Below are 17,778 nucleotides of genomic sequence, written 5' to 3'. Positions count from 1 at the left end.
CCGAGGTTCTATAAAAACAACAATCGGAGACCGATCTCATGAGCCAGGAATTGCGGCTTGTCCGGCGCATCACACTGAAACTGATTCCCTTCCTGATCCTGCTGTACCTGATCGCCTATGTGGATCGCTCCGCCGTCGGCTTCGCCAAGCTGCACATGGGCGCGGACATCGGTATCGGCGACGCCGCCTATGGCCTCGGTGCCGGGCTGTTCTTCATCGGCTATTTTCTTCTCGAGATTCCCAGCAACCTGATGCTCGAACGCTTCGGCGCGCGGCGCTGGTTCGCGCGGATCATGATCACCTGGGGCGCGATCACCATCGGCATGGCCTTCGTGCAAGGGCCGCACAGCTTCTACGTGATGCGCTTTCTGCTCGGCGCGGCCGAGGCGGGCTTCTTCCCCGGTGTGCTGTACTACATCACCCAATGGTTCCCGGTGCGCCATCGCGGCAAAATCCTCGGCCTGTTCATCCTCTCGCAACCCATCGCGATGATGATCACCGGTCCCGTGTCCGGCGGTTTGCTGGGCATGGACGGCATCCTCGGCCTGCACGGCTGGCAGTGGCTGTTCATCGTCATCGGCACCCCTGCGATCCTGCTGACCTGGCCGGTCCTGCGCTGGCTGCCGGACGGCCCGCAGCAAGTGAAGTGGATGGATCAGGCGGAAAAAGACTGGCTGACCGGCGAACTGAAAAAGGATTTGCAGGAGTACGGCCAGACCCGTCACGGCAATCCGCTGCATGCGCTGAAAGACAAACGTGTGTTGTTGCTGGCGCTGTTCTATCTGCCGGTGACCCTGAGCATTTATGGTCTGGGCCTGTGGCTGCCGACGTTGATCAAACAGTTCGGCGGCAGCGATCTGGTCACCGGTTTCGTCTCTTCGGTGCCATACATTTTCGGGATCATCGGCCTGCTGATCATTCCGCGCAGTTCCGACCGCTTGAATGATCGCTACGGCCACTTGGCGGTGCTCTATGTGCTCGGTGCGCTGGGCCTGTTCCTCAGTGCCTGGCTGTCGCTACCGGTGGCGCAACTGGCGGCGCTGTGTCTGGTGGCGTTCGCGCTGTTCTCATGCACCGCGGTGTTCTGGACCTTGCCGGGGCGTTTCTTTGCTGGCGCGAGTGCGGCGGCGGGGATTGCCTTGATCAACTCGGTGGGCAATCTGGGCGGGTATATCGGGCCGTTCGTGATCGGCGCGTTGAAGGAATACACCGGCAATCTGGCTTCGGGGTTGTACTTCCTCTCGGGCGTGATGGTGTTCGGGCTGATTCTGACCGGCGTCGTTTACCGCGTGCTGGAACGCAAGCATGTACTGCCCGTCGACCAGTTCGCCGCCAGCGCCCGTGGCGCGACCCGAACTTGACTGACCAACACTGGCCCCTGTGGGAGCGAGCCTGCTCGCGAAGAGGCCATCACATTCAACACTGTTGGTGACTGATACACCGCTTTCGCGAGCAGGCTCGCTCCCACAGGGGATAGCGGCGTTTTTGATGGAACAGGAGAAAATCATGCATCTGGTTCAATTCGAATTACCCAACGGCGAGCGCCGGGTCGGCGTGGTCGACAGCGGTCAGGTCCGCGAAGTCGAGGACGCCCGCAGTGTCCGTGATCTGGCCCTGGCGGCAATCGAGGCCGGCAGCTCCCTTGAGCAGCAAGTACAAAGCCTCGGCCTCGGCGCCAGCCACGACTACGCGCAGTTGCTCAAAGACCTGCGCATCCTGCCGCCACTGGACCACCCGGACCCGGCACACATGCTGGTCAGCGGTACCGGCCTGACCCATCTGGGCAGCGCTTCGGCCCGGGACAAGATGCACCAGCAGGCCGGCGATGAAGCGGCGATGACCGACACCATGCGCATTTTCAAATGGGGCGTGGAGGGCGGTAAACCTGCGGCGGGGCAGGCCGGTGTGCAACCGGAGTGGTTCTACAAGGGCGACGGCAGCATTGTCGTGCGTCCGGGGCAGGCGTTCCCGCTGCCGCCGTTCGCCGAAGACGCCGGTGAAGAGCCAGAGATGGCCGGCCTGTACGTCATCGGCAACGATGGCAAGCCGTATCGCCTCGGTTTCGCCGTCGGTAACGAGTTCTCCGATCACGTCATGGAACGCAAGAATTACCTGTACCTGGCGCACTCGAAATTGCGCAGTTGCAGTTATGGCCCGGAACTTCGTACCGGTGAATTGCCTCAACACCTTGCCGGCACCAGCCGAATCCTGCGTGACGGCGAAGTGCTCTGGCAGAACGAGTTCCTCAGTGGCGAGGCCAACATGTGCCACAGCCTGGCGAACCTCGAGTACCACCACTTCAAATACAGTCAGTTCCTGCGTCCGGGCGACGTGCATATTCACTTTTTCGGCACTGCGACCCTGTCGTTTGCCGACGGCATCCGCACCCAGCCGGGCGACACGTTCGAGATCAGCCAGGCCGACTTCGGCGCACCGCTGGTCAACGGTATCGCACCGGTTCAGGCGGCTTTTGAACCGGACAGCATCGGCACCCTTTAAGGAGATCCCATGACTCAGATTCTCGGTCACAACTACATCGGCGGTCAGCGCAGCGCCGCCGGCAGCGTCAAACTGCACTCGGTCGACGCCAGCACTGGCGAGGCCCTGCCGCACGATTTCATTCAGGCCACGGCCGAAGAAGTCGACGCCGCCGCCAAGGCCGCCGCTGCGGCTTACCCGACGTATCGCAGCCTCAGCGCCGAACGTCGCGCGCAGTTCCTCGACGCAGTCGCGGATGAGCTGGATGCGCTTGGCGACGATTTCGTCGCCGTGGTCTGCCGCGAAACCGCGCTGCCGGCCGGACGCATTCAGGGCGAGCGTGGTCGCACCAGCGGGCAGATGCGTCTGTTCGCCAAAGTCCTGCGTCGTGGTGATTTCTACGGCGCACGGATCGATCTGGCATTGCCGGATCGTCAGCCGCTGCCACGTCCGGATCTGCGTCAGTACCGCATCGGCCTCGGCCCGGTCGCGGTGTTTGGTGCGAGCAACTTCCCGCTGGCATTCTCCACTGCCGGTGGCGATACCGCAGCAGCACTGGCCGCCGGTTGCCCGGTGGTATTCAAGGCCCACAGCGGCCACATGGCCACCGCTGAACTGGTCGCCGACGCGATCATTCGTGCCGCAGAAAAAACCGGTATGCCCGCTGGCGTGTTCAACATGATTTACGGTGGCGGCGTCGGCGAATGGCTGGTCAAGCATCCGGCAATTCAGGCAGTAGGTTTCACTGGCTCGCTGAAGGGCGGTCGCGCTTTGTGCGACATGGCCGCTGCACGTCCGCAACCGATCCCGGTGTTTGCCGAGATGTCGAGCATCAACCCGGTGATCGTCTTGCCGCAGGCACTGGCCACGCGTTCGGAAACCGTCGCGCGCGACCTCACCGCTTCGGTAGTGCAGGGTTGCGGTCAGTTCTGCACCAATCCAGGTCTGGTCATCGGTATTCGCTCTGCGCAGTTCAGCGCGTTTGTAGAGCAAGTCGCCGCTGCGATCGGTGATCAACCGGCGCAAACCATGCTCAACGCCGGCACCCTCGGCAGCTATGGCAAAGGCCTGGAAAAACTCCTGGCGCACAGCGGCATTGAGCATCTGGCCGGTAATCCGCAGCAGGGCAATCAGGCGCAGCCGCAGTTGTTCAAGGCCGATGTCAGCCTGTTGATCAACGGCGACGAAGTGCTACAGGAAGAAGTGTTCGGTCCGACCACAGTAATCGTCGAAGTGGCCGATCAGGCACAACTGAGCGCAGCGCTGCACGGCCTGCACGGTCAACTGACCGCGACGATCATTGGTGAGCCGTCTGACTTCGAGCAATTCGCCGAACTGACGCCGCTGCTGGAACAGAAAGTCGGGCGCATCCTGCTCAACGGTTATCCGACTGGTGTCGAAGTGTGCGATTCGATGGTGCATGGCGGCCCGTACCCGGCGACGTCCGATGCGCGCGGCACGTCAGTGGGCACGCTGGCGATCGATCGCTTCCTGCGCCCGGTGTGCTTCCAGAACTACCCGGACAGCTTGCTGCCCGAACCACTGAAAAACGCCAACCCGCTGCGGATCCAGCGCTTGGTGGATGGCAAGCCATCGCGAGAGGCGATCTAGCCAGCACTGCGATTTTTTGTGTTGATCGTTCCCACGCTCTGCGTGGGAATGCAGCCCGGGACGCTCTGCGTCCCACTGGAACGCGGAGCGTCCCTTGAGGCATTCCCACGCGGAGCGTGGGAACGATCAGACAGAGATTCCAGCAGGGGCCTCTGGATCACATTGGGCTATCATTGGCCCTTTCCCCCCCTAAAAAGACTGTTTGCCATGACTGCCCAAACCCTTCTCAACGCCCTCGAACACTGCGGTATGGTCGAAATCGATGGCCTGCACGCCTTCGAATTCGCCCTCGACGAGGACGATAACCTGCACATCGAATGCATTGATGGCCGTGCAGCCAAGCACTGGGAATTCACCCCGGCTCAGGTTGCGGCTGCGACGTTCGATGAGACGCTGCAGAGCTGGCTGATCGTCGGTTACGCCAGCGACACCAAGACCACGGGCGAGCATCGTCTGGTGTGCCTCGGCGACGTAGTCAGCAGCAGCGACGATGAGGATGACAATAATGAAGATGCGTAATTTCTGGCCTTTGCTGATGGCCGGCAGCGTCGGCGCGATGGGGCTTTCCAGCGCCAGCGCCGACACCTTGCAGTTGCTGGTCGGCTCGTACACCGCCGGTTCCAGCCAGGGCATCTACCGCATGCAGTTCGACAGCGCCACCGGCCAGATCGACGCCAAGCCGCTGCAAGTGGTCAAGACCGAAAACCCTTCGTGGCTGACCCTCTCGAAAGACCAGAAGCGTTTGTTCGTGGTCAACGAAAACGGCCCGGGCCAGACCGATCCGGTCGGCCGCGTCAGCAGCTTCGCCATTGACCCGAAGACCCATGCGCTGAGCCTGATCAATCAGGTGCAGAGCCTGGGCAACGAGCCGACCCATTCCAGCCTCAGCGCCGATGCCAAACACCTGTTCGTCAGCAACTACTCAGTGATGCAAGATCCGGGCGGCACCCTGGCGGTATTGCCGGTCGATGCCGACGGCCAGTTGAAACCGGTGGTGCAGATGAGCGGCCACCCGGCCAGTCGGGTCAACCCTGAGCGTCAGGCTTCCAATCATGTGCACTCGACGGTGTCGTCGCCGGACGGGCGCTATGTGTTCTCCAATGATTTGGGCGCGGACAAGGTTTTCATCTATCAGTACGACCCGAAGGCCAATCCACACCTGCCGCTGACCCCGGCAAAAACCGCCTCGGTAGCCTTGCCGGCCGGCAGTGGCCCGCGTCATCTGCTGTTCAGCGCTGACGGCAAACACGCCTGGCTGACCATGGAGATGAGTGCACAGGTCGCGGTGTTCGACTACAAGGACGGCGTACTGACCCAGACGCAACTGGTCGATCTGGCGGCGGGCCAGCCAACCTCGGACAAGGCCGGCGCGGCGCTGCATGCCTCGGCTGACGGCAAGTTTCTCTACGTGAGCAATCGCGGCACGGCCAATCAGCTCGTAGTGTTCGGCATTGATTCTGCGACCGGTCAGCTCAAAGAGCTGCAAAAGCGCTCGGTCGAGGGTGATCACCCGCGCGAGTTTGCCCTCGATCCGAGCGGTAAATTCGTCTTGATCGCCAACCAGAAGAGCAACCAGATTGTCGTCGTCGAACGCGATACCAAGACCGGTCTGCTCGGCAAAACCGTGCAAAAACTGCCGATGGACGCGCCAAGCGATCTGAAGTTTGTAGTGCGACAATAAGCCACAGGCCCCGTTCTGCGGGGCCTGCATCGTTGTATTAATTGCACTGATATCGGCTAATGCTACAAAAGATTTCAAGCGAGCAACCCTCGAGCGTTACGTTTGTTTCACAGCCCGACCGGGCAAACCAAGCAAACGAACACGAGGGTTACCGCCATGAATTTCAATCTCTTCTCCGTCATCGCCGCTTCCGCCATTTCTGCCACCGTGGTATTGCCAGCCGGTGCCAACGTCGAAATCGCCAGCAAAAAATCCCACACCCAGAGCTACACCCAGAAATACCTGCAACAAAGCGCCAACTTCTACGCCGCGCTGGATCACAAAACCCAAGCCTGAGCGCACCGTTCTCCTGTAGGAGCTGCCGAAGGCTGCGATCTTGATCGTTCCCATGCTCTGCGTGGGAACGATCAAACAAGAGATCGCAGCCTTCGGCAGCTCCTACGCGCGCGCGTAACCTGATCGTTCCCACGCTTTGCGTTAGAACGCAGCCCGGGACGCTCTGCGTCCCATTGGAACGCGGAGCGTCCCTTGAGGCATTCCCACGCGGAGCGTGGGAACGATCAATCGTCAAAAGATCGCAGCCTTCGGCAGCTCCTACGCGCGTACGCGTTCTCCACTCATAGGTTTTCTCTCGCCGGCAAATAGAGCCGCTAAATAATCAACGAAGCTGATATTCACCATTGCAAACCCTGAGTGGTTGCTTCGGCTTTTTTGATTGATTCTGTGGCCATCGAAACCTTTGCCCACGGAGAACACCATGGCCAGCGCAATCCTCACTTCCGCCAAACGCGGCGCCTATCTGGCCATCGGTCTGTACCTGGCCGTGGTGCTGTTTGTCAGCATCGGCGCGCAAATGGAACACAGCTTCGACGCCCCGATCGACGTCGCCCACCCCGGCATCCAGTTCGAACTGCGCTCGCAAAGCGCAATGGTCGACAGGGCCGAACTCGCAGGAGTCGGCGGCGCATGAAAGGCTACAGACTCTGGGTCATCGCCAGCCTCGCGCTGATGACCAACGGCGCCTCACTGTTGGGATTTGGCCAGGGCTCGGTGGGCGGCTTGGCCCGGGCCATAGAGGCCAACCACAACATCGCGCACAACATTGAACGAGCCAACACGCTGGGGCTGATGGCCGGCAATCCACCGGTCAAGGTTGCGCTGGATTTTCTCGGGCCGTTTGAAGTGGATTGCATGGCGCTGGGCATGTGCCAAGCACTGGCCTAATGATCGTTCCCACGCTCTGCGTGGGAATGCCTCAAGGGACGCTCCGCGTTCCACTGGGACGCAGAGCGTCCCCGGCTGCATTCCCACGCGGAGCGTGGGAACGATCAAGAGGGAGAGAGGGTTACTTCTTCATGATCGAGGTGAACAGCTCGGATTCGAGCAAGCGCTGCAACCAGGCTTGCAAGCGAACATAAGGCGTCTGCGCGAACCACTCTCGATCAACGTGAGCGAACTGCCGGACGAAGGGCAGCAGGGCGATGTCGGCGAGGCTCGGATGATCGGCCAGCAAGTACTCACGTCCTTCAAGCAGCTCATCCAGTTTCTGCAGAAATAACGCACCTTCAGCCCGATAAGCTTCCATCGGCTGCTCAGGGTAACGCTCGGCGTACTTGTAGCGATTCAAAGCCGATTTGAAAATCTGATCATTGCCTTCAATCAGTTTCTCCATCCACAGTGCCGCGAACGAATCACCGCCCAGCAACCAATCATCCGGATCATTCTGCGCCAACGCCCAGCGCATGATCTGCAGACTCTCATCGATCACCACGCCATCGGCATTCAGCACCGGCACGGTGCCCTTGGGCGAGAGCGCCAGCATCTGCGCCGGTTTGTCCTTGAGACTGACTTCGACAATCTCCACCGGCACGCCCGCATAACGCAACGCCATTCGCGCACGCATGGCGTAAGGGCAGCGGCGGAAGGAATACAGCGTGTTCATTTCACCTCCAGCGTGCTCAAACCATTGCCTTGGCGCCGCACCTGAATCTGCACAGGAATCCGTTCGTGCATTTCCTGCACATGGGAAATCACCGCCACCTTGCGTCCCTGTGCCTGCAAGCCATCGAGCGCGTCCATGGCCAGTTGCAAGGATTCCGGATCAAGGCTGCCGAAACCTTCGTCGATAAACAGCGATTCGATTTTCAGCGTGCTCGACGCCATCGAGGCCAGACCCAGCGCAAGGGCGAGTGATACGAGGAACGTCTCGCCGCCCGACAACGAATGCACCGAGCGCAGTTCGTCGCCCATTTCCGTGTCCATCACCAGCAGGCCGAGCATGCTGCCGCCACGTTTGAGGCGATAGCGTTTGACCAGTTGGCGCAGCTGCGCGTTGGCGTGGTGCACCAGCAGGTCGAGGTTGTACGCCTGGGCGATCTTGCGGAAGGTGTCACCGGTGGCCGAGCCAATCAAGGCACTGAGTCGCGCCCAGCGTTGATACTCGGCGTAGGCGTCAGCGATCTGCCGGGCCAACGCCTGATTGGCGTTCTGTCGGCGCTGGTCTTCCGCCTGTTCGGCGCGCAGTTCGGCGCACTGCTGTTCGCTGACGGCGAACTGGTTTTGCAGCTCAGCGAGGGCGCTGTCCAGTTGTGCGGCCTCGAGATTGCCGTCCTGCCGGGCCTGGTGATCGAGCAGGCGCTGATCGCGCTCTTGCAACAAGACCTGGGCTTGTTCGATGGCTTTTTCGTTGTGCTGAAGGGTCTGGCGCAGTTCGGCGACTTGCGCGTCGTCGAAGCGCAGCAAGTTTTCCAGGCCGCTGTCATCCAGTTCCGGGTGGCTGGCGCGCCAATCGGCGATCTTGCCGGCGAGTGCCTGTTCTTCAGCCTCCAATGCTTGCAGGCGATCCTGCTGAGACTTGAGTTCGGCTGCGGTCTGCACCAGCTGCGTGCGCACGCTTTGCAGCTCCTCAGCGGTGCTGGTTTCGGCGACGCGCGCCTGTTCCACCGCGTGTTCCAGCTGCTGCTGCCAATGCTCGGCGCTGCTGTGCTCGCCAAGTAACTGCGCGAGTTTTTCCTGACAGCTTTGCTGCTGCTCGGTCAGCGCGGTGAATTGTTGCTCGGCGCTGTGCAGTTGCTGAGTGCGCAGCTGTTGGCGATCCTGTTCTTTTTCCAACGTCTGCTGGCGTTGCTGCTGTTCGCTCAGCTCTTCCTTTTGCTGTTCGAGCTGGGCCAGACGCTCGGCGATCTGCCGATCCAGCTGCATGAACGTTGCCGCCGGCTCAAGGCGCAAGGCCTCAAGCGTGTCGGCGGGCAGCAGCGGGCCAAACGCGGCGAGTTCTTCTTCAAGACGCTGACGGTCGCTGTTGAGTTCATGCTGCTGATGGCTCAGCTGTTGCGCCGCTTGCTGATGCGCCACCTCGGCCTGACGCAATTGTTGCGACAAGCGCGCCGCGTCCTGTTGCAAGGTGAGCAGGGCGCTTTGCCGTTGTTCGTCTTGAGTGATGCTCTGGTTCAACTGCTCGGTCTGGCGGCTGAGCCAGGCGTCGCGTTTGTCGGCGTTCTGATTGAACAGTTGCGCGGCCAGCGGATGCGCGTCGAGGCTCGGGGCCAGGGCTTGTTGTTGCGCCGCCAGTTGTTCCTGTTGCTGGAGCAATTCTTTCTGTTGCGCGATCACGCCACCGACTTCGCCGCGCAGCTCGATCAGTTTTTCCTTGAGCTGATCGACCACTTGCTGGGCGTTGGCCTGTTCGCTTTCATCGTGACGGCCAAGGCTCTGCAACAGCGCTTCGGGCTGGTGATAGGGATGCTCGTTGCTGCCGCAGACCGGGCAGGGCTGATCGTCCTGCAACTGCGCGCGCAACTCTTCGACACTGGCACTGCGCGCCAGCCGCTGACGCTCGAGCAGTTCGCGAGTGACATTGAGGGTCTGCTCGGCGACGGTCAGTTCGGCCTTGGTTTTCACACCGTCCTGGGTCAAGCGTTCGCGTTGCTGCTGCGCGTCGAGCTGACGTTGTTGCAACTCGGCGCTGCGCTTGTCGAGATCCTGCTGAGACGCCCACAGGCGCGACAGGTCTTCAACTGCGCGCAGCTGTTTGCGGTTGTCCTGCAGCAAAGTGCCGAGCAGGCCGATCTGTTCCGCAACCGCGTCGGGCTCGGCGCCGGCCTCTTTGAACAGCACTTCCAGTTGCTGCTTGTGCGAGGCCAGTTGCTCAGCACTGCGCGCGGCGTTCTGTTCGAGGGACGCCAGTTCGCTCTGGCCCTTGTTCATGCGGTTGCCGATCAGCATCAGCTGTTGCAGACGGTCGCGATAGGCGCTCCAGGCATCGCTCAACGGCGCCAGATGCGCACTCTGCTCAAGCTCGGTGGCGATGCGTTGCAAACGCTCGGCGACCTCAGCCTGTTTTTCCTGCAAGGCCTGAATCGCGCTCTGGCCATCCTTGAACGCTTGCTCGGCGGTTTGTCGGGCTTCGGCGCTGCTGGCAGTGTCCTTGATCAGACGGGCGAGGGTGCTTTGCTCTTCGAATGCCTGACGCAGCAACGGCGCGTTTTCGCTCTGGCGTTGTTGTGCTTCGCTGAGGGCGACTTTTGCTGTATCGAGGTTTTGCGCCAGTTGCGTCTGGCGTTCGCCCAACGCGGCGTGTTGTTGGGTGTGCGCGGCAATCTGCGTCGTCAGTGGCGTCAGCAGCGCATCAAGCTCGGCCTTGCGCGCGAACTGATGGCGTTGCGGGCCAAGCTGTTCCAGACGCGTCAGCTTCACCCGCTCGCCGGCCAGTGCCTGCCATTGCTGTTGCGCGGTTTGCAGTTGTTCGCTGGCGGCTTTTTGCGCGTCCTGCAACTGACGCAAATCCTTCAGCCAACCGTGTTGTTGCTCAAGCTGTTTGAGCTGCGCCTGTTGCGCCTTCATATGTTGCTGCGCGGTGTTGAAACGCTCGTCGAGTTCGGCGCGCGCTTCCGGCGCCAAAGGCGTTACCCCGGTAGCCTGATCCTGCAACAGCTTGTGCGCTTCGCGGGCTTCTTTGGTCTTGTCGAAAGCGCGGCGGCCGAGGCGGGTGTAGAGCGCGGTGTCTGTGAGTTTTTCCAGCAGTTCACTGCGGTCGTTGTCGTCAGCCTTGAGGAACGCGCTGAACTCACTCTGCGCCAGCAGCACAGCGCGGGTGAACTGTTCAAAGTTCAGGCCCAGCGCGGCTTCCAGCTGGGTTTTGTATTCGCCTTTCTGGCTGGCGAGCAGTTGATCCTGATCGATGTCGCGCAGGCTCTGCCGACTGGCCTGGAGTTTGCCACCAGCCTTCTCGCGAGCACGATTGGCTTCCCAGCGCGCGCGATAGCGGCGGCCATCGACGCCGACAAAATCCACTTCGGCATAGCCTTCACCGGTGCCGCGTCGCAGCAAGGTGCGCGGGTCACCAGTGGCGATTTCACCGTCAGCGTCGGGGACTTTCGCATCGCGACCGGTGTTGTTCAGGCGCGGCACGGCGCCGAACAGCGCCAGACACAACGCATCAAGCAGCGTGCTCTTGCCAGCGCCGGTCGGGCCGGTGATCGCAAAAAGACCAGCGCTGGCCAGCGGTTCGGCGGTGAAATCGATCTCGAACGGACCGGCCAGCGAGGCGAGGTTCTTCAAACGAATGGCGAGAATCTTCACGGCTGCTCGCCCTCCAGTTGCACGTCCTGCAGAAGTTCGGCGAAGTCCTTGAGCGTCTGGTCGTCGACCTCGCTGCCGTAATTGTCGAGCCAGGCGCGGCTGAACAGTTCCTGCGGGGTGAGCTGGTCGAGTTCGATCAGTGTGCTGCCGTCATCGCTGCCATCGGCGCCACGATTGCCGGCGTATTCAGCGGCGATGCGCACCAGTCGCACGGCTTTGCCTTGCAGTGCGGTTTCCACTTGATGGCGCAGATCCGGCTGCGGCTCATCCAGACGCACGCGCACTTCGAGCCAGGGCTGGCGCTGGGTTTCGGCGAGCAGATCGATGTTCGGCAGGTCGGCCAGTTGCAGCAGAATCTCGGCCAGCGGCGCCGGGCCGATGCGCTGCAGATTGACCGAGCGCGGGATCAGTTTCGGCTCGACGCTGACCAGGGTTTCACCGTCCAGGACCACATCGAGAATCTGATGCTGATAACCGATTTCGGAGAACGACAGCGGAATCGGCGAGCCGCTGTAGCGAATGCGCTCCTCGCCGTTGACCTTCTGCGGCTTGTGCAAATGGCCGAGGGCGACGTAACTGATGCTTTCGCCGAACAGGCTGGCGGGCAGCGCTTCGGCATTGCCGATGATCAGGCTGCGTTCGGAATCCTCCGACACAGAGCCCCCGGCCATGTGCGCGTGGCTGATAGCGATCAACGCCTGCCCGGGTTGACGCTTGGCATTCGCCGCCGCGATCAGCCATTCATGCACCTGACCGATGCCGCGCAGATAGTTGTCACCCAGATGCGCGCCAGTGACTTCCGCCGGGCGCAAAAACGGCAGCGCCAGACACCACGCGGCGATTTCTCCTTGGGCATTCGGCAGCGGCAGCAGCAGGCGCTCGGCATCGAGTTGCCCGTCATCCAGCCACAAGACCCGACCCAACGCGTGAGTGCGCAAACGCCGCATCAACGGCGCCGGCAGCTCGATCCGCGAGCCGGAATCATGGTTGCCGGCGATCATCACGATGGTCAGCAACGGCTGCTGTTCGTGAGCGCTGACGATGAAGTCGTAAAGGCGTTCCTGAGCTTTGACCGGCGGATTGACCGTATCGAAGATATCGCCGGCAATCAGCAGCACATCCGGCTGCGCCAAGTGCAACTGGCGCAGCAGCCATTCGAGAAAACACGCGTGCTCGAAATCGCGCTCCTGGCCGTGCAGGTTTTGCCCAAGGTGCCAGTCGGAGGTGTGGAACAAACGCAAGGTGGACTCCGCATTTTGATCAAGAGGGTGGCCGCGAAGAAGAACGGGCGGCGAGAGGAGGGGAGTTTACTGGCAAATCACGCCCCTTGCCTTGTCGTGTGTCTGCTTGCACCGGCAGCGGCGAATATTTCGGTAATCGGCCGATGCGGCTGGCGTCTGTGCATCTGCCGCACCAGCTCGCTCATCCGCAACAACTCTTCGCTCGGCTTGGCCCATTGCTCTTTTGGCAATGGCTCGGACCATTCGCGCATGACTTCCGGCAGCGCCTGCTTGCCGATTCTTTCCAGCCGACGAATTTCCCATTCGAGCAGACGGTTGGGAATCGTCCATAGGGTCATGACGTGATACAGGTACCAGAAGAACCCCGACAACCGCGAGCGGCGGCCTTCATGGATCTGCTGATGCATCCGCGCGCGGGCATTGTGGAATGTATGCAGGCCTTCGTGGGGTGGGTCGTCCGGGCCTTGCAGGTCTTGCAGGTCCTGGATCGATTTAAGGTCGTTGACCTCGTACTCCATGTAGCCGCGAATCGCTTCCCAGTGGCTGATCGCAAGCTCCAGGCCGGCGCATTGGAATTCCTGGCTTATGAGGGTTTCACCTTGGTAGAAACCGATGCCCATGCCGTATTGGCGGTGAATGCCAAACTGGGTGGCGCCTTTGGCTTCGATGATCCAGGCGCTGAGCGATTCCCATGGAACGAAGACTGGTTCGGTGGCGCCTTCGGGCATGAAGCAGACTTCGCGGCGTTGGCGGTTGAAGCGGGTTGGGATGAGGGAGAGACGTTTTTTGTGGACGTGGTGCCAGACGGCCAGGCCGATACCCAAGGCCATAAAACCCGTTAATAACGCCAATTTGTAAAGGGCAAGAAAAACACCCTCAATAATTTCCTTAATGAACTCCCAGTTATCTCCAAACATGAGCCCAATTAAGCCTCCCACCAGTGGATATAGAAACGCGATCATGAATGTGCCACTGAACGGTCCTCCTAAAGTCACCTGCCACATGAATACCTGCGGGTTTCCCAACCCGAAGTCCATGTAAACACTGTTTAGTACCCCTATATGAGGCCCGTAGGGTGGCGTTTGTGTTGGTAATGGCAAGGGCGCGAGATAGGTAATTTTTCCACTCGGAAACGGCTCAATAAATCCCGCTTGTTTCGGCAGTACAAATGCCACTCTTGGTGTTTGTTTGTCGTTGCTATTGCGCATGGTCGGCTCGCTCCAGATACTGGATTTCGACCTTAACAAGTGGTGGCTTTTCTTTGACAAACTGAGGTGCAACTACGGCGTAGTGTCCGTCTCCACGAGGATCCAGATGGATTACTCGGGTTCGTGACTGCCACTCACCCTTTTTGTTCATAGCCTGAATGCAAACCGCCAACTCCAGTGTTTCTTTCGCCGGGACGAATTCAGAGTCGGAATTTTTGGGGTATTGAAGACAGAGCACGAGTCCCTCCGAATTGGACTTGACGATGCGCAGGCTATTCACAATTTCGTTGCTGATGACATCTCTCCGCTCCCGTGGAACTCCTCTACTGTGCAGCGGATTGGAAATGCGGTGTGCGCCGATACCTAGCCGGCAGCTTGGTTCACTGCCAAGGGAAGGCAACAAGTCATTCAGCGTCAGTCGAGGCAGCACCAGATGAATATCGCTGGTCTTGGCTCTGACCAGCAGATCTTTCAGCCAGTAGTCATGCGGATTTCTCCCAAGTTGCGCGTAAGGCGCGTGAATTAAAAAAGCCAAGTAACTTTGATAGTCATCAAGAGAGTGGTCACCACGCATCTCGCCATCCCTGCTCCATGGTGTGATTGTCAGCCATTTATCGTGGGCACTGAGGTTGAAGCGGCTATACAACCAACTGCCGCTGAGCTCCAGGACCGTAAATAGCGCGCCCGCCAAGTTGAAACGGAAGAACACCGTAGAAAGGCGTGTACCCGCAGCGGCCCACGCGGCAGTTCGTGCAGCACCGTTTGGCGCCACAATCACGGTATAACCTGCGTACAGGGTGTGACCCAAACCATATGCGTTGACGGTTGTCATTCCGCTGGAACCCAAGGTGCCCAGTGCCGCTGCATTACCCGCCGAATGGCTTCCACTACGAATCGCCTGCTCCCAATTTTTGCGCTGCGTGACAAGACTGTTCGCAGACGATGCCAACCCTGCCAAATAGGTGAAAAAACCTAATCCCACATGCAGTTTCCCTAACTGCACATGCACGTTTTTCAGCGCCGCCTGCTGAAGATTCGTCGCCAGAAATGAACTGCGGTTTTTCAAGGCTGTATCCCCGAGACTTTGCGCGGCAGTAAATCCTGCAGCCCCAGTAGCGACAATCGCATTGGCGAATGGCTGCCAAACCCGTTTATTCGCGGTTTGCCTGCGCAGCTCCCGATAAACCCCCACCAAATTCACCACCTGCACCAACACCACCAACAACCCCATCCCCTCCGTCCGCACCAGACTCGCCTTCGAAACCCCCGCCACCCCCGCGCGAATATTCTCCAGCAACCCGCGCAATTCCCCTTGCTGCGCCGGCGGAAACACCACCGTCACGCCCGCTTTCGCCGGTGTGGCGCCATACAGCCGGGCCGAGCGATCCGGCAGTTCATCAATCGGGCTCAACGCCGCCGCGAGGCGGCCTTCGAACAGCGCCAATTGCGTGCGCACGCGGACGATTTCTTCCTGCAATTCCACCGCCCGGGCGGTTTTGTGGCCCTGGCGGTTTTTGTTGTGGGTGAGCTGGTTGCGTTCGCGGTTGAGGGTTTTCAGGTAGTCGCGCTCGCGCAGCACTTCCTTGATCGTGGCTTGCAGCGCCGCTTGTTCCGCCGGGGTGGATACGGTGAAGGTCACGCCGCTGGTTCGCGCGGCGTCGAAGACGCGCAGGCGCAGGGCTTTGGGCAAGCGCTGGAACAGTTCGTCGAGGTCGGGGATTTTCTCGCCGGCAAGATCGAAGCCTTCCAGCGCCCGGCTCAGGCCGAGGTTCAGCGCCGGGCTGTAGGTGTCTTGCACGGCATCGGCGAGGACTCGGCTGTGTGCGGGCAGGTCGTCCAGCGCGGGCAGCTGCGGCTGCTCGATGCTCTGCAACTTGGCCAGCCAGTCCGGCAGGTTGTTGAACATCGCCATGCCGGCGTTGAACAGCGTTGAATATTGCCCGGCCTGCTCGGTCTGCAAGCGCAGCGGCAAGGTGTAGAACAACGGGCGGGTCAGTTGCGGGTGTTGTTCGAGGTAATCGAGCATTTGCTCGTTGGCCGCGTCGCTGCGGCCGATGTCCTTGAGGCAGGCGTATTCGCTGGCGAAAGCCTGATCGATCTGCGCTGGCAGTTGCCCGTCGAAATACCACGCCGAGCGATGGAAACGCCCGGCGCACAGCAGTTGCGCGCGATCGGCGGTGATGCGTTCGAGCAGGCGATTCCAGCGTCCGAGGTTGTCGCGATGATTGTTCAGCACCTCGTCCATCGCCGGGCGGTCGATCAGGTCGTTGATGCCGCGCTTGCCGCTGAGCAGCGGGCCGTCGAGCACGTCTTTCATGCGCCGACTCTGATCTTTGCCGAGCTCGACCAGTGTGCTGAGGTGGCGCTCGACGAAGTCGGCCGGGGCCACTTCAACAAAATATTCACGGGTGTAAAAGCGCCGATCTGCCTCGGCGGTGACGCGAGCATGTGCGGTGAAATCCGGGGCGACGCCGTCGAAACGGTTCAGCGCCAGCGACTCGTCCAGTGCCTTTTCGCGAAGCTGTTGCAACTCAGGCGTGGCTTCGCCTGCAACTGGCTCGAGCTCACCACCCTTGTTCAAATACTCGAGCAGCGCCTGCCGGGTATTTTCCCGATCCGGTTCGGGCAATTGCTCCAGTTCAGCAAACAATGCCTGGGCGCGCGGATCGTCGCTGGCCTTGGCCAAAGTGTCGAAGTCCTGAGATCCGAGCTGGCTCAGCGACTCGATGTAACTGGCCAGCAGATAGTCGCGCTCGTTGTTGTCGGTGTTGCTCCACTGCTCGACCCAGCCGACCACCAGGTCCTGATAATCAGCCAGATCGCGCATCACGCCGAGGTCGTCGTTGACCAGCAGAAACAGCGTGTCGTCCTGATAAGGCCCGCGCACCCGACCAAGAAATTCGCCGATATGCGCCTCGCGAAAACGTCGCGGGTTTTCCCACAGATAGGGTTCGCGTTCATGCTCCGGCGCATCGCTGACCTGCACCGTCGGCATCCGCGTGGCGTCCGCCTCGGCCAGCGGTTTCGCTGTGCAGGCCACTTCCGCCAGCCACTGTTTGGCCTGGGCCACGGTAAGCAGATGCTCGCCGCCGATCAGACAATGCACCGGGCCAAGATCGACCGCCTGCATGAAGTGCTCGCGCTCCTGCGCACTGTCCAGCACCTGTCGGCACTTCGCCGCGCTCAACTGCACATCAGCGAAGGTCACGTAAAGGGTGCTTTTGCGCGAGAAGATCAACGCCGGACGTTCTTCGATGGCGCTGCGCTGATCCTCGCTGACGCTTTTGCCGCGATGCAGCAATGCGCTGATGACACCTTCCAGCACGCGGTATTCATAGAGCTCACCGCTGAGGCTGTCGACGATGTACAGCCAACCGTCGCGCAGGCGGCGGATACCCATGGGGCGCGTGGTCAGGGTGTACGGCAGCGTGAGTTCGGTGCTGGGGTCGAAGGATTTTTCGACAAGGCCGTACGCGAGGGGCAACAGTTGCACGTGGGTGTTGCGCAAGGGGCAGGCGGCGGGGCCGATGATCGGGGCTTTGGACGCGGCGGCTGCCGCGAGGTTGGCGGGGTGCATCATTGAGCACATTTCCCTGTATCTGTTTGTGACAGAGAAATGTGCGTGTATCTGGAAAACGACAGCAGTCAGATCTTTCTGTGTTTTGCGTAGGAATCGAACACTCGGGATGAAACCTACAAGGGATCGTCTGAAATCTTACAGAGGTTGCTTCGGATGAATCGTGAGTAACCCTGAAGGCGTACCCGCGCTCGCAAACCTACGCTGATAAATAGATCCGTTAACAAGCTCATTGCCTACGGATTTGAGCCGTACCGCTCATCGAAATCGATTTTTCAACGCATCCATTAATTGACGCCAAAATAGTGGCCATCTAATATCGCGCCACTATTTTGATGCTAGTGCGCTATTGCAGGGATGCCAGCGACTCTTTGCGCTCATCCGCGCCGCTTACCTGCGGAG

General features: G+C 60.4%; 13 protein-coding genes. 8 read left to right on the top strand and 5 right to left on the bottom strand.

Going from position 1 to position 17,778, the window contains the following annotated elements; translation table 11 throughout:
- Window positions 1–38: 38 nt before the first annotated feature.
- The 8 genes from J2Y39_RS07670 (at window position 39) to J2Y39_RS07635 (ending at window position 6,994) form a co-directional block, all read left to right on the top strand.
- Window positions 39–1,361, top strand: coding sequence for an MFS transporter (locus J2Y39_RS07670; protein WP_071172697.1), 1,323 nt, complete (start codon window positions 39–41; stop codon window positions 1,359–1,361).
- Window positions 1,362–1,506: 145 nt separating this feature from the next.
- Window positions 1,507–2,499 (top strand): AraD1 family protein, encoded by a 993-nt coding sequence (araD1, locus tag J2Y39_RS07665; RefSeq protein WP_310216420.1) that lies wholly within the window; start codon window positions 1,507–1,509, stop codon window positions 2,497–2,499.
- A gap of 9 nt (window positions 2,500–2,508) precedes the next feature.
- Complete coding sequence (locus J2Y39_RS07660; RefSeq protein ID WP_236169618.1) at window positions 2,509–4,089, top strand: aldehyde dehydrogenase (NADP(+)); 1,581 nt, start codon at window positions 2,509–2,511, stop codon at window positions 4,087–4,089.
- 207 nt (window positions 4,090–4,296) lie between these two features.
- Window positions 4,297–4,608 (top strand): DUF5629 family protein, encoded by a 312-nt coding sequence (locus J2Y39_RS07655; protein ID WP_130928828.1) that lies wholly within the window; start codon window positions 4,297–4,299, stop codon window positions 4,606–4,608.
- Window positions 4,595–5,770 (top strand): lactonase family protein, encoded by a 1,176-nt coding sequence (locus tag J2Y39_RS07650; RefSeq protein WP_310216416.1) that lies wholly within the window; start codon window positions 4,595–4,597, stop codon window positions 5,768–5,770. The genes J2Y39_RS07655 and J2Y39_RS07650 overlap by 14 nt, the downstream gene beginning before the upstream one ends.
- A 156-nt stretch (window positions 5,771–5,926) precedes the next feature.
- Window positions 5,927–6,106 (top strand): hypothetical protein, encoded by a 180-nt coding sequence (locus tag J2Y39_RS07645; protein ID WP_016775003.1) that lies wholly within the window; start codon window positions 5,927–5,929, stop codon window positions 6,104–6,106.
- A gap of 421 nt (window positions 6,107–6,527) precedes the next feature.
- On the top strand, window positions 6,528–6,740 hold the full coding sequence (locus J2Y39_RS07640) for a hypothetical protein (protein ID WP_039763920.1): 213 nt from the start codon (window positions 6,528–6,530) through the stop codon (window positions 6,738–6,740).
- Window positions 6,737–6,994, top strand: a complete 258-nt coding sequence (locus J2Y39_RS07635) for a hypothetical protein (protein ID WP_056789426.1) — start codon at window positions 6,737–6,739, stop codon at window positions 6,992–6,994. The genes J2Y39_RS07640 and J2Y39_RS07635 overlap by 4 nt, the downstream gene beginning before the upstream one ends.
- A 121-nt stretch (window positions 6,995–7,115) precedes the next feature.
- Here the strand turns inward: J2Y39_RS07635 and J2Y39_RS07630 are convergent, their stop codons facing one another.
- From J2Y39_RS07630 to J2Y39_RS07610, 5 genes are all read right to left on the bottom strand, one after another.
- On the bottom strand, window positions 7,116–7,712 hold the full coding sequence (locus tag J2Y39_RS07630; RefSeq protein WP_236169621.1) for a glutathione S-transferase: 597 nt from the start codon (window positions 7,710–7,712) through the stop codon (window positions 7,116–7,118).
- Complete coding sequence (locus tag J2Y39_RS07625; protein ID WP_310216413.1) at window positions 7,709–11,350, bottom strand: AAA family ATPase; 3,642 nt, start codon at window positions 11,348–11,350, stop codon at window positions 7,709–7,711. The genes J2Y39_RS07630 and J2Y39_RS07625 overlap by 4 nt, the downstream gene beginning before the upstream one ends.
- Window positions 11,347–12,591: an exonuclease SbcCD subunit D C-terminal domain-containing protein gene (locus J2Y39_RS07620; RefSeq protein WP_095180193.1), complete on the bottom strand. Its 1,245-nt coding sequence runs from the start codon at window positions 12,589–12,591 to the stop codon at window positions 11,347–11,349. The genes J2Y39_RS07625 and J2Y39_RS07620 overlap by 4 nt, the downstream gene beginning before the upstream one ends.
- A gap of 77 nt (window positions 12,592–12,668) precedes the next feature.
- Window positions 12,669–13,799 (bottom strand): hypothetical protein, encoded by a 1,131-nt coding sequence (locus J2Y39_RS07615; RefSeq protein WP_256584163.1) that lies wholly within the window; start codon window positions 13,797–13,799, stop codon window positions 12,669–12,671.
- Window positions 13,789–17,379 carry a toxin VasX gene (locus tag J2Y39_RS07610; protein WP_310216410.1) on the bottom strand — a complete coding sequence of 1,197 codons (3,591 nt, stop codon included), beginning with the start codon at window positions 17,377–17,379 and terminating at the stop codon, window positions 13,789–13,791. Before J2Y39_RS07610 ends, J2Y39_RS07615 begins: the two co-directional genes overlap by 11 nt.
- Window positions 17,380–17,778: the final 399 nt, after the last annotated feature.

The sequence above is a fragment of the Pseudomonas sp. 2957 genome (genome assembly GCF_031456345.1).
GTDB classification, from domain to species: domain Bacteria; phylum Pseudomonadota; class Gammaproteobacteria; order Pseudomonadales; family Pseudomonadaceae; genus Aquipseudomonas; species Aquipseudomonas siliginis.
The sequence above is the reverse complement of the archived record's forward strand: the minus strand, read 5'-3'. Positions and strand labels throughout refer to the sequence as shown.

Bases quoted from the DNA above. Each gene is read 5' to 3' on its own strand.
- J2Y39_RS07630 (WP_236169621.1), bottom strand. From the start codon at position 7,712: ATGAACACGCTGTATTCCTTCCGCCGCTGCCCTTACGCCATGCGTGCG.
- J2Y39_RS07655 (WP_130928828.1), top strand. From the start codon at position 4,297: ATGACTGCCCAAACCCTTCTCAACGCCCTCGAACACTGCGGTATGGTC.
- J2Y39_RS07650 (WP_310216416.1), top strand. From the start codon at position 4,595: ATGAAGATGCGTAATTTCTGGCCTTTGCTGATGGCCGGCAGCGTCGGC.
- araD1 (WP_310216420.1), top strand. From the start codon at position 1,507: ATGCATCTGGTTCAATTCGAATTACCCAACGGCGAGCGCCGGGTCGGC.
- J2Y39_RS07635 (WP_056789426.1), top strand. From the start codon at position 6,737: ATGAAAGGCTACAGACTCTGGGTCATCGCCAGCCTCGCGCTGATGACC.
- J2Y39_RS07660 (WP_236169618.1), top strand. From the start codon at position 2,509: ATGACTCAGATTCTCGGTCACAACTACATCGGCGGTCAGCGCAGCGCC.
- J2Y39_RS07640 (WP_039763920.1), top strand. From the start codon at position 6,528: ATGGCCAGCGCAATCCTCACTTCCGCCAAACGCGGCGCCTATCTGGCC.
- J2Y39_RS07645 (WP_016775003.1), top strand. From the start codon at position 5,927: ATGAATTTCAATCTCTTCTCCGTCATCGCCGCTTCCGCCATTTCTGCC.
- J2Y39_RS07615 (WP_256584163.1), bottom strand. From the start codon at position 13,799: ATGCGCAATAGCAACGACAAACAAACACCAAGAGTGGCATTTGTACTG.
- J2Y39_RS07670 (WP_071172697.1), top strand. From the start codon at position 39: ATGAGCCAGGAATTGCGGCTTGTCCGGCGCATCACACTGAAACTGATT.
- J2Y39_RS07610 (WP_310216410.1), bottom strand. From the start codon at position 17,379: ATGATGCACCCCGCCAACCTCGCGGCAGCCGCCGCGTCCAAAGCCCCG.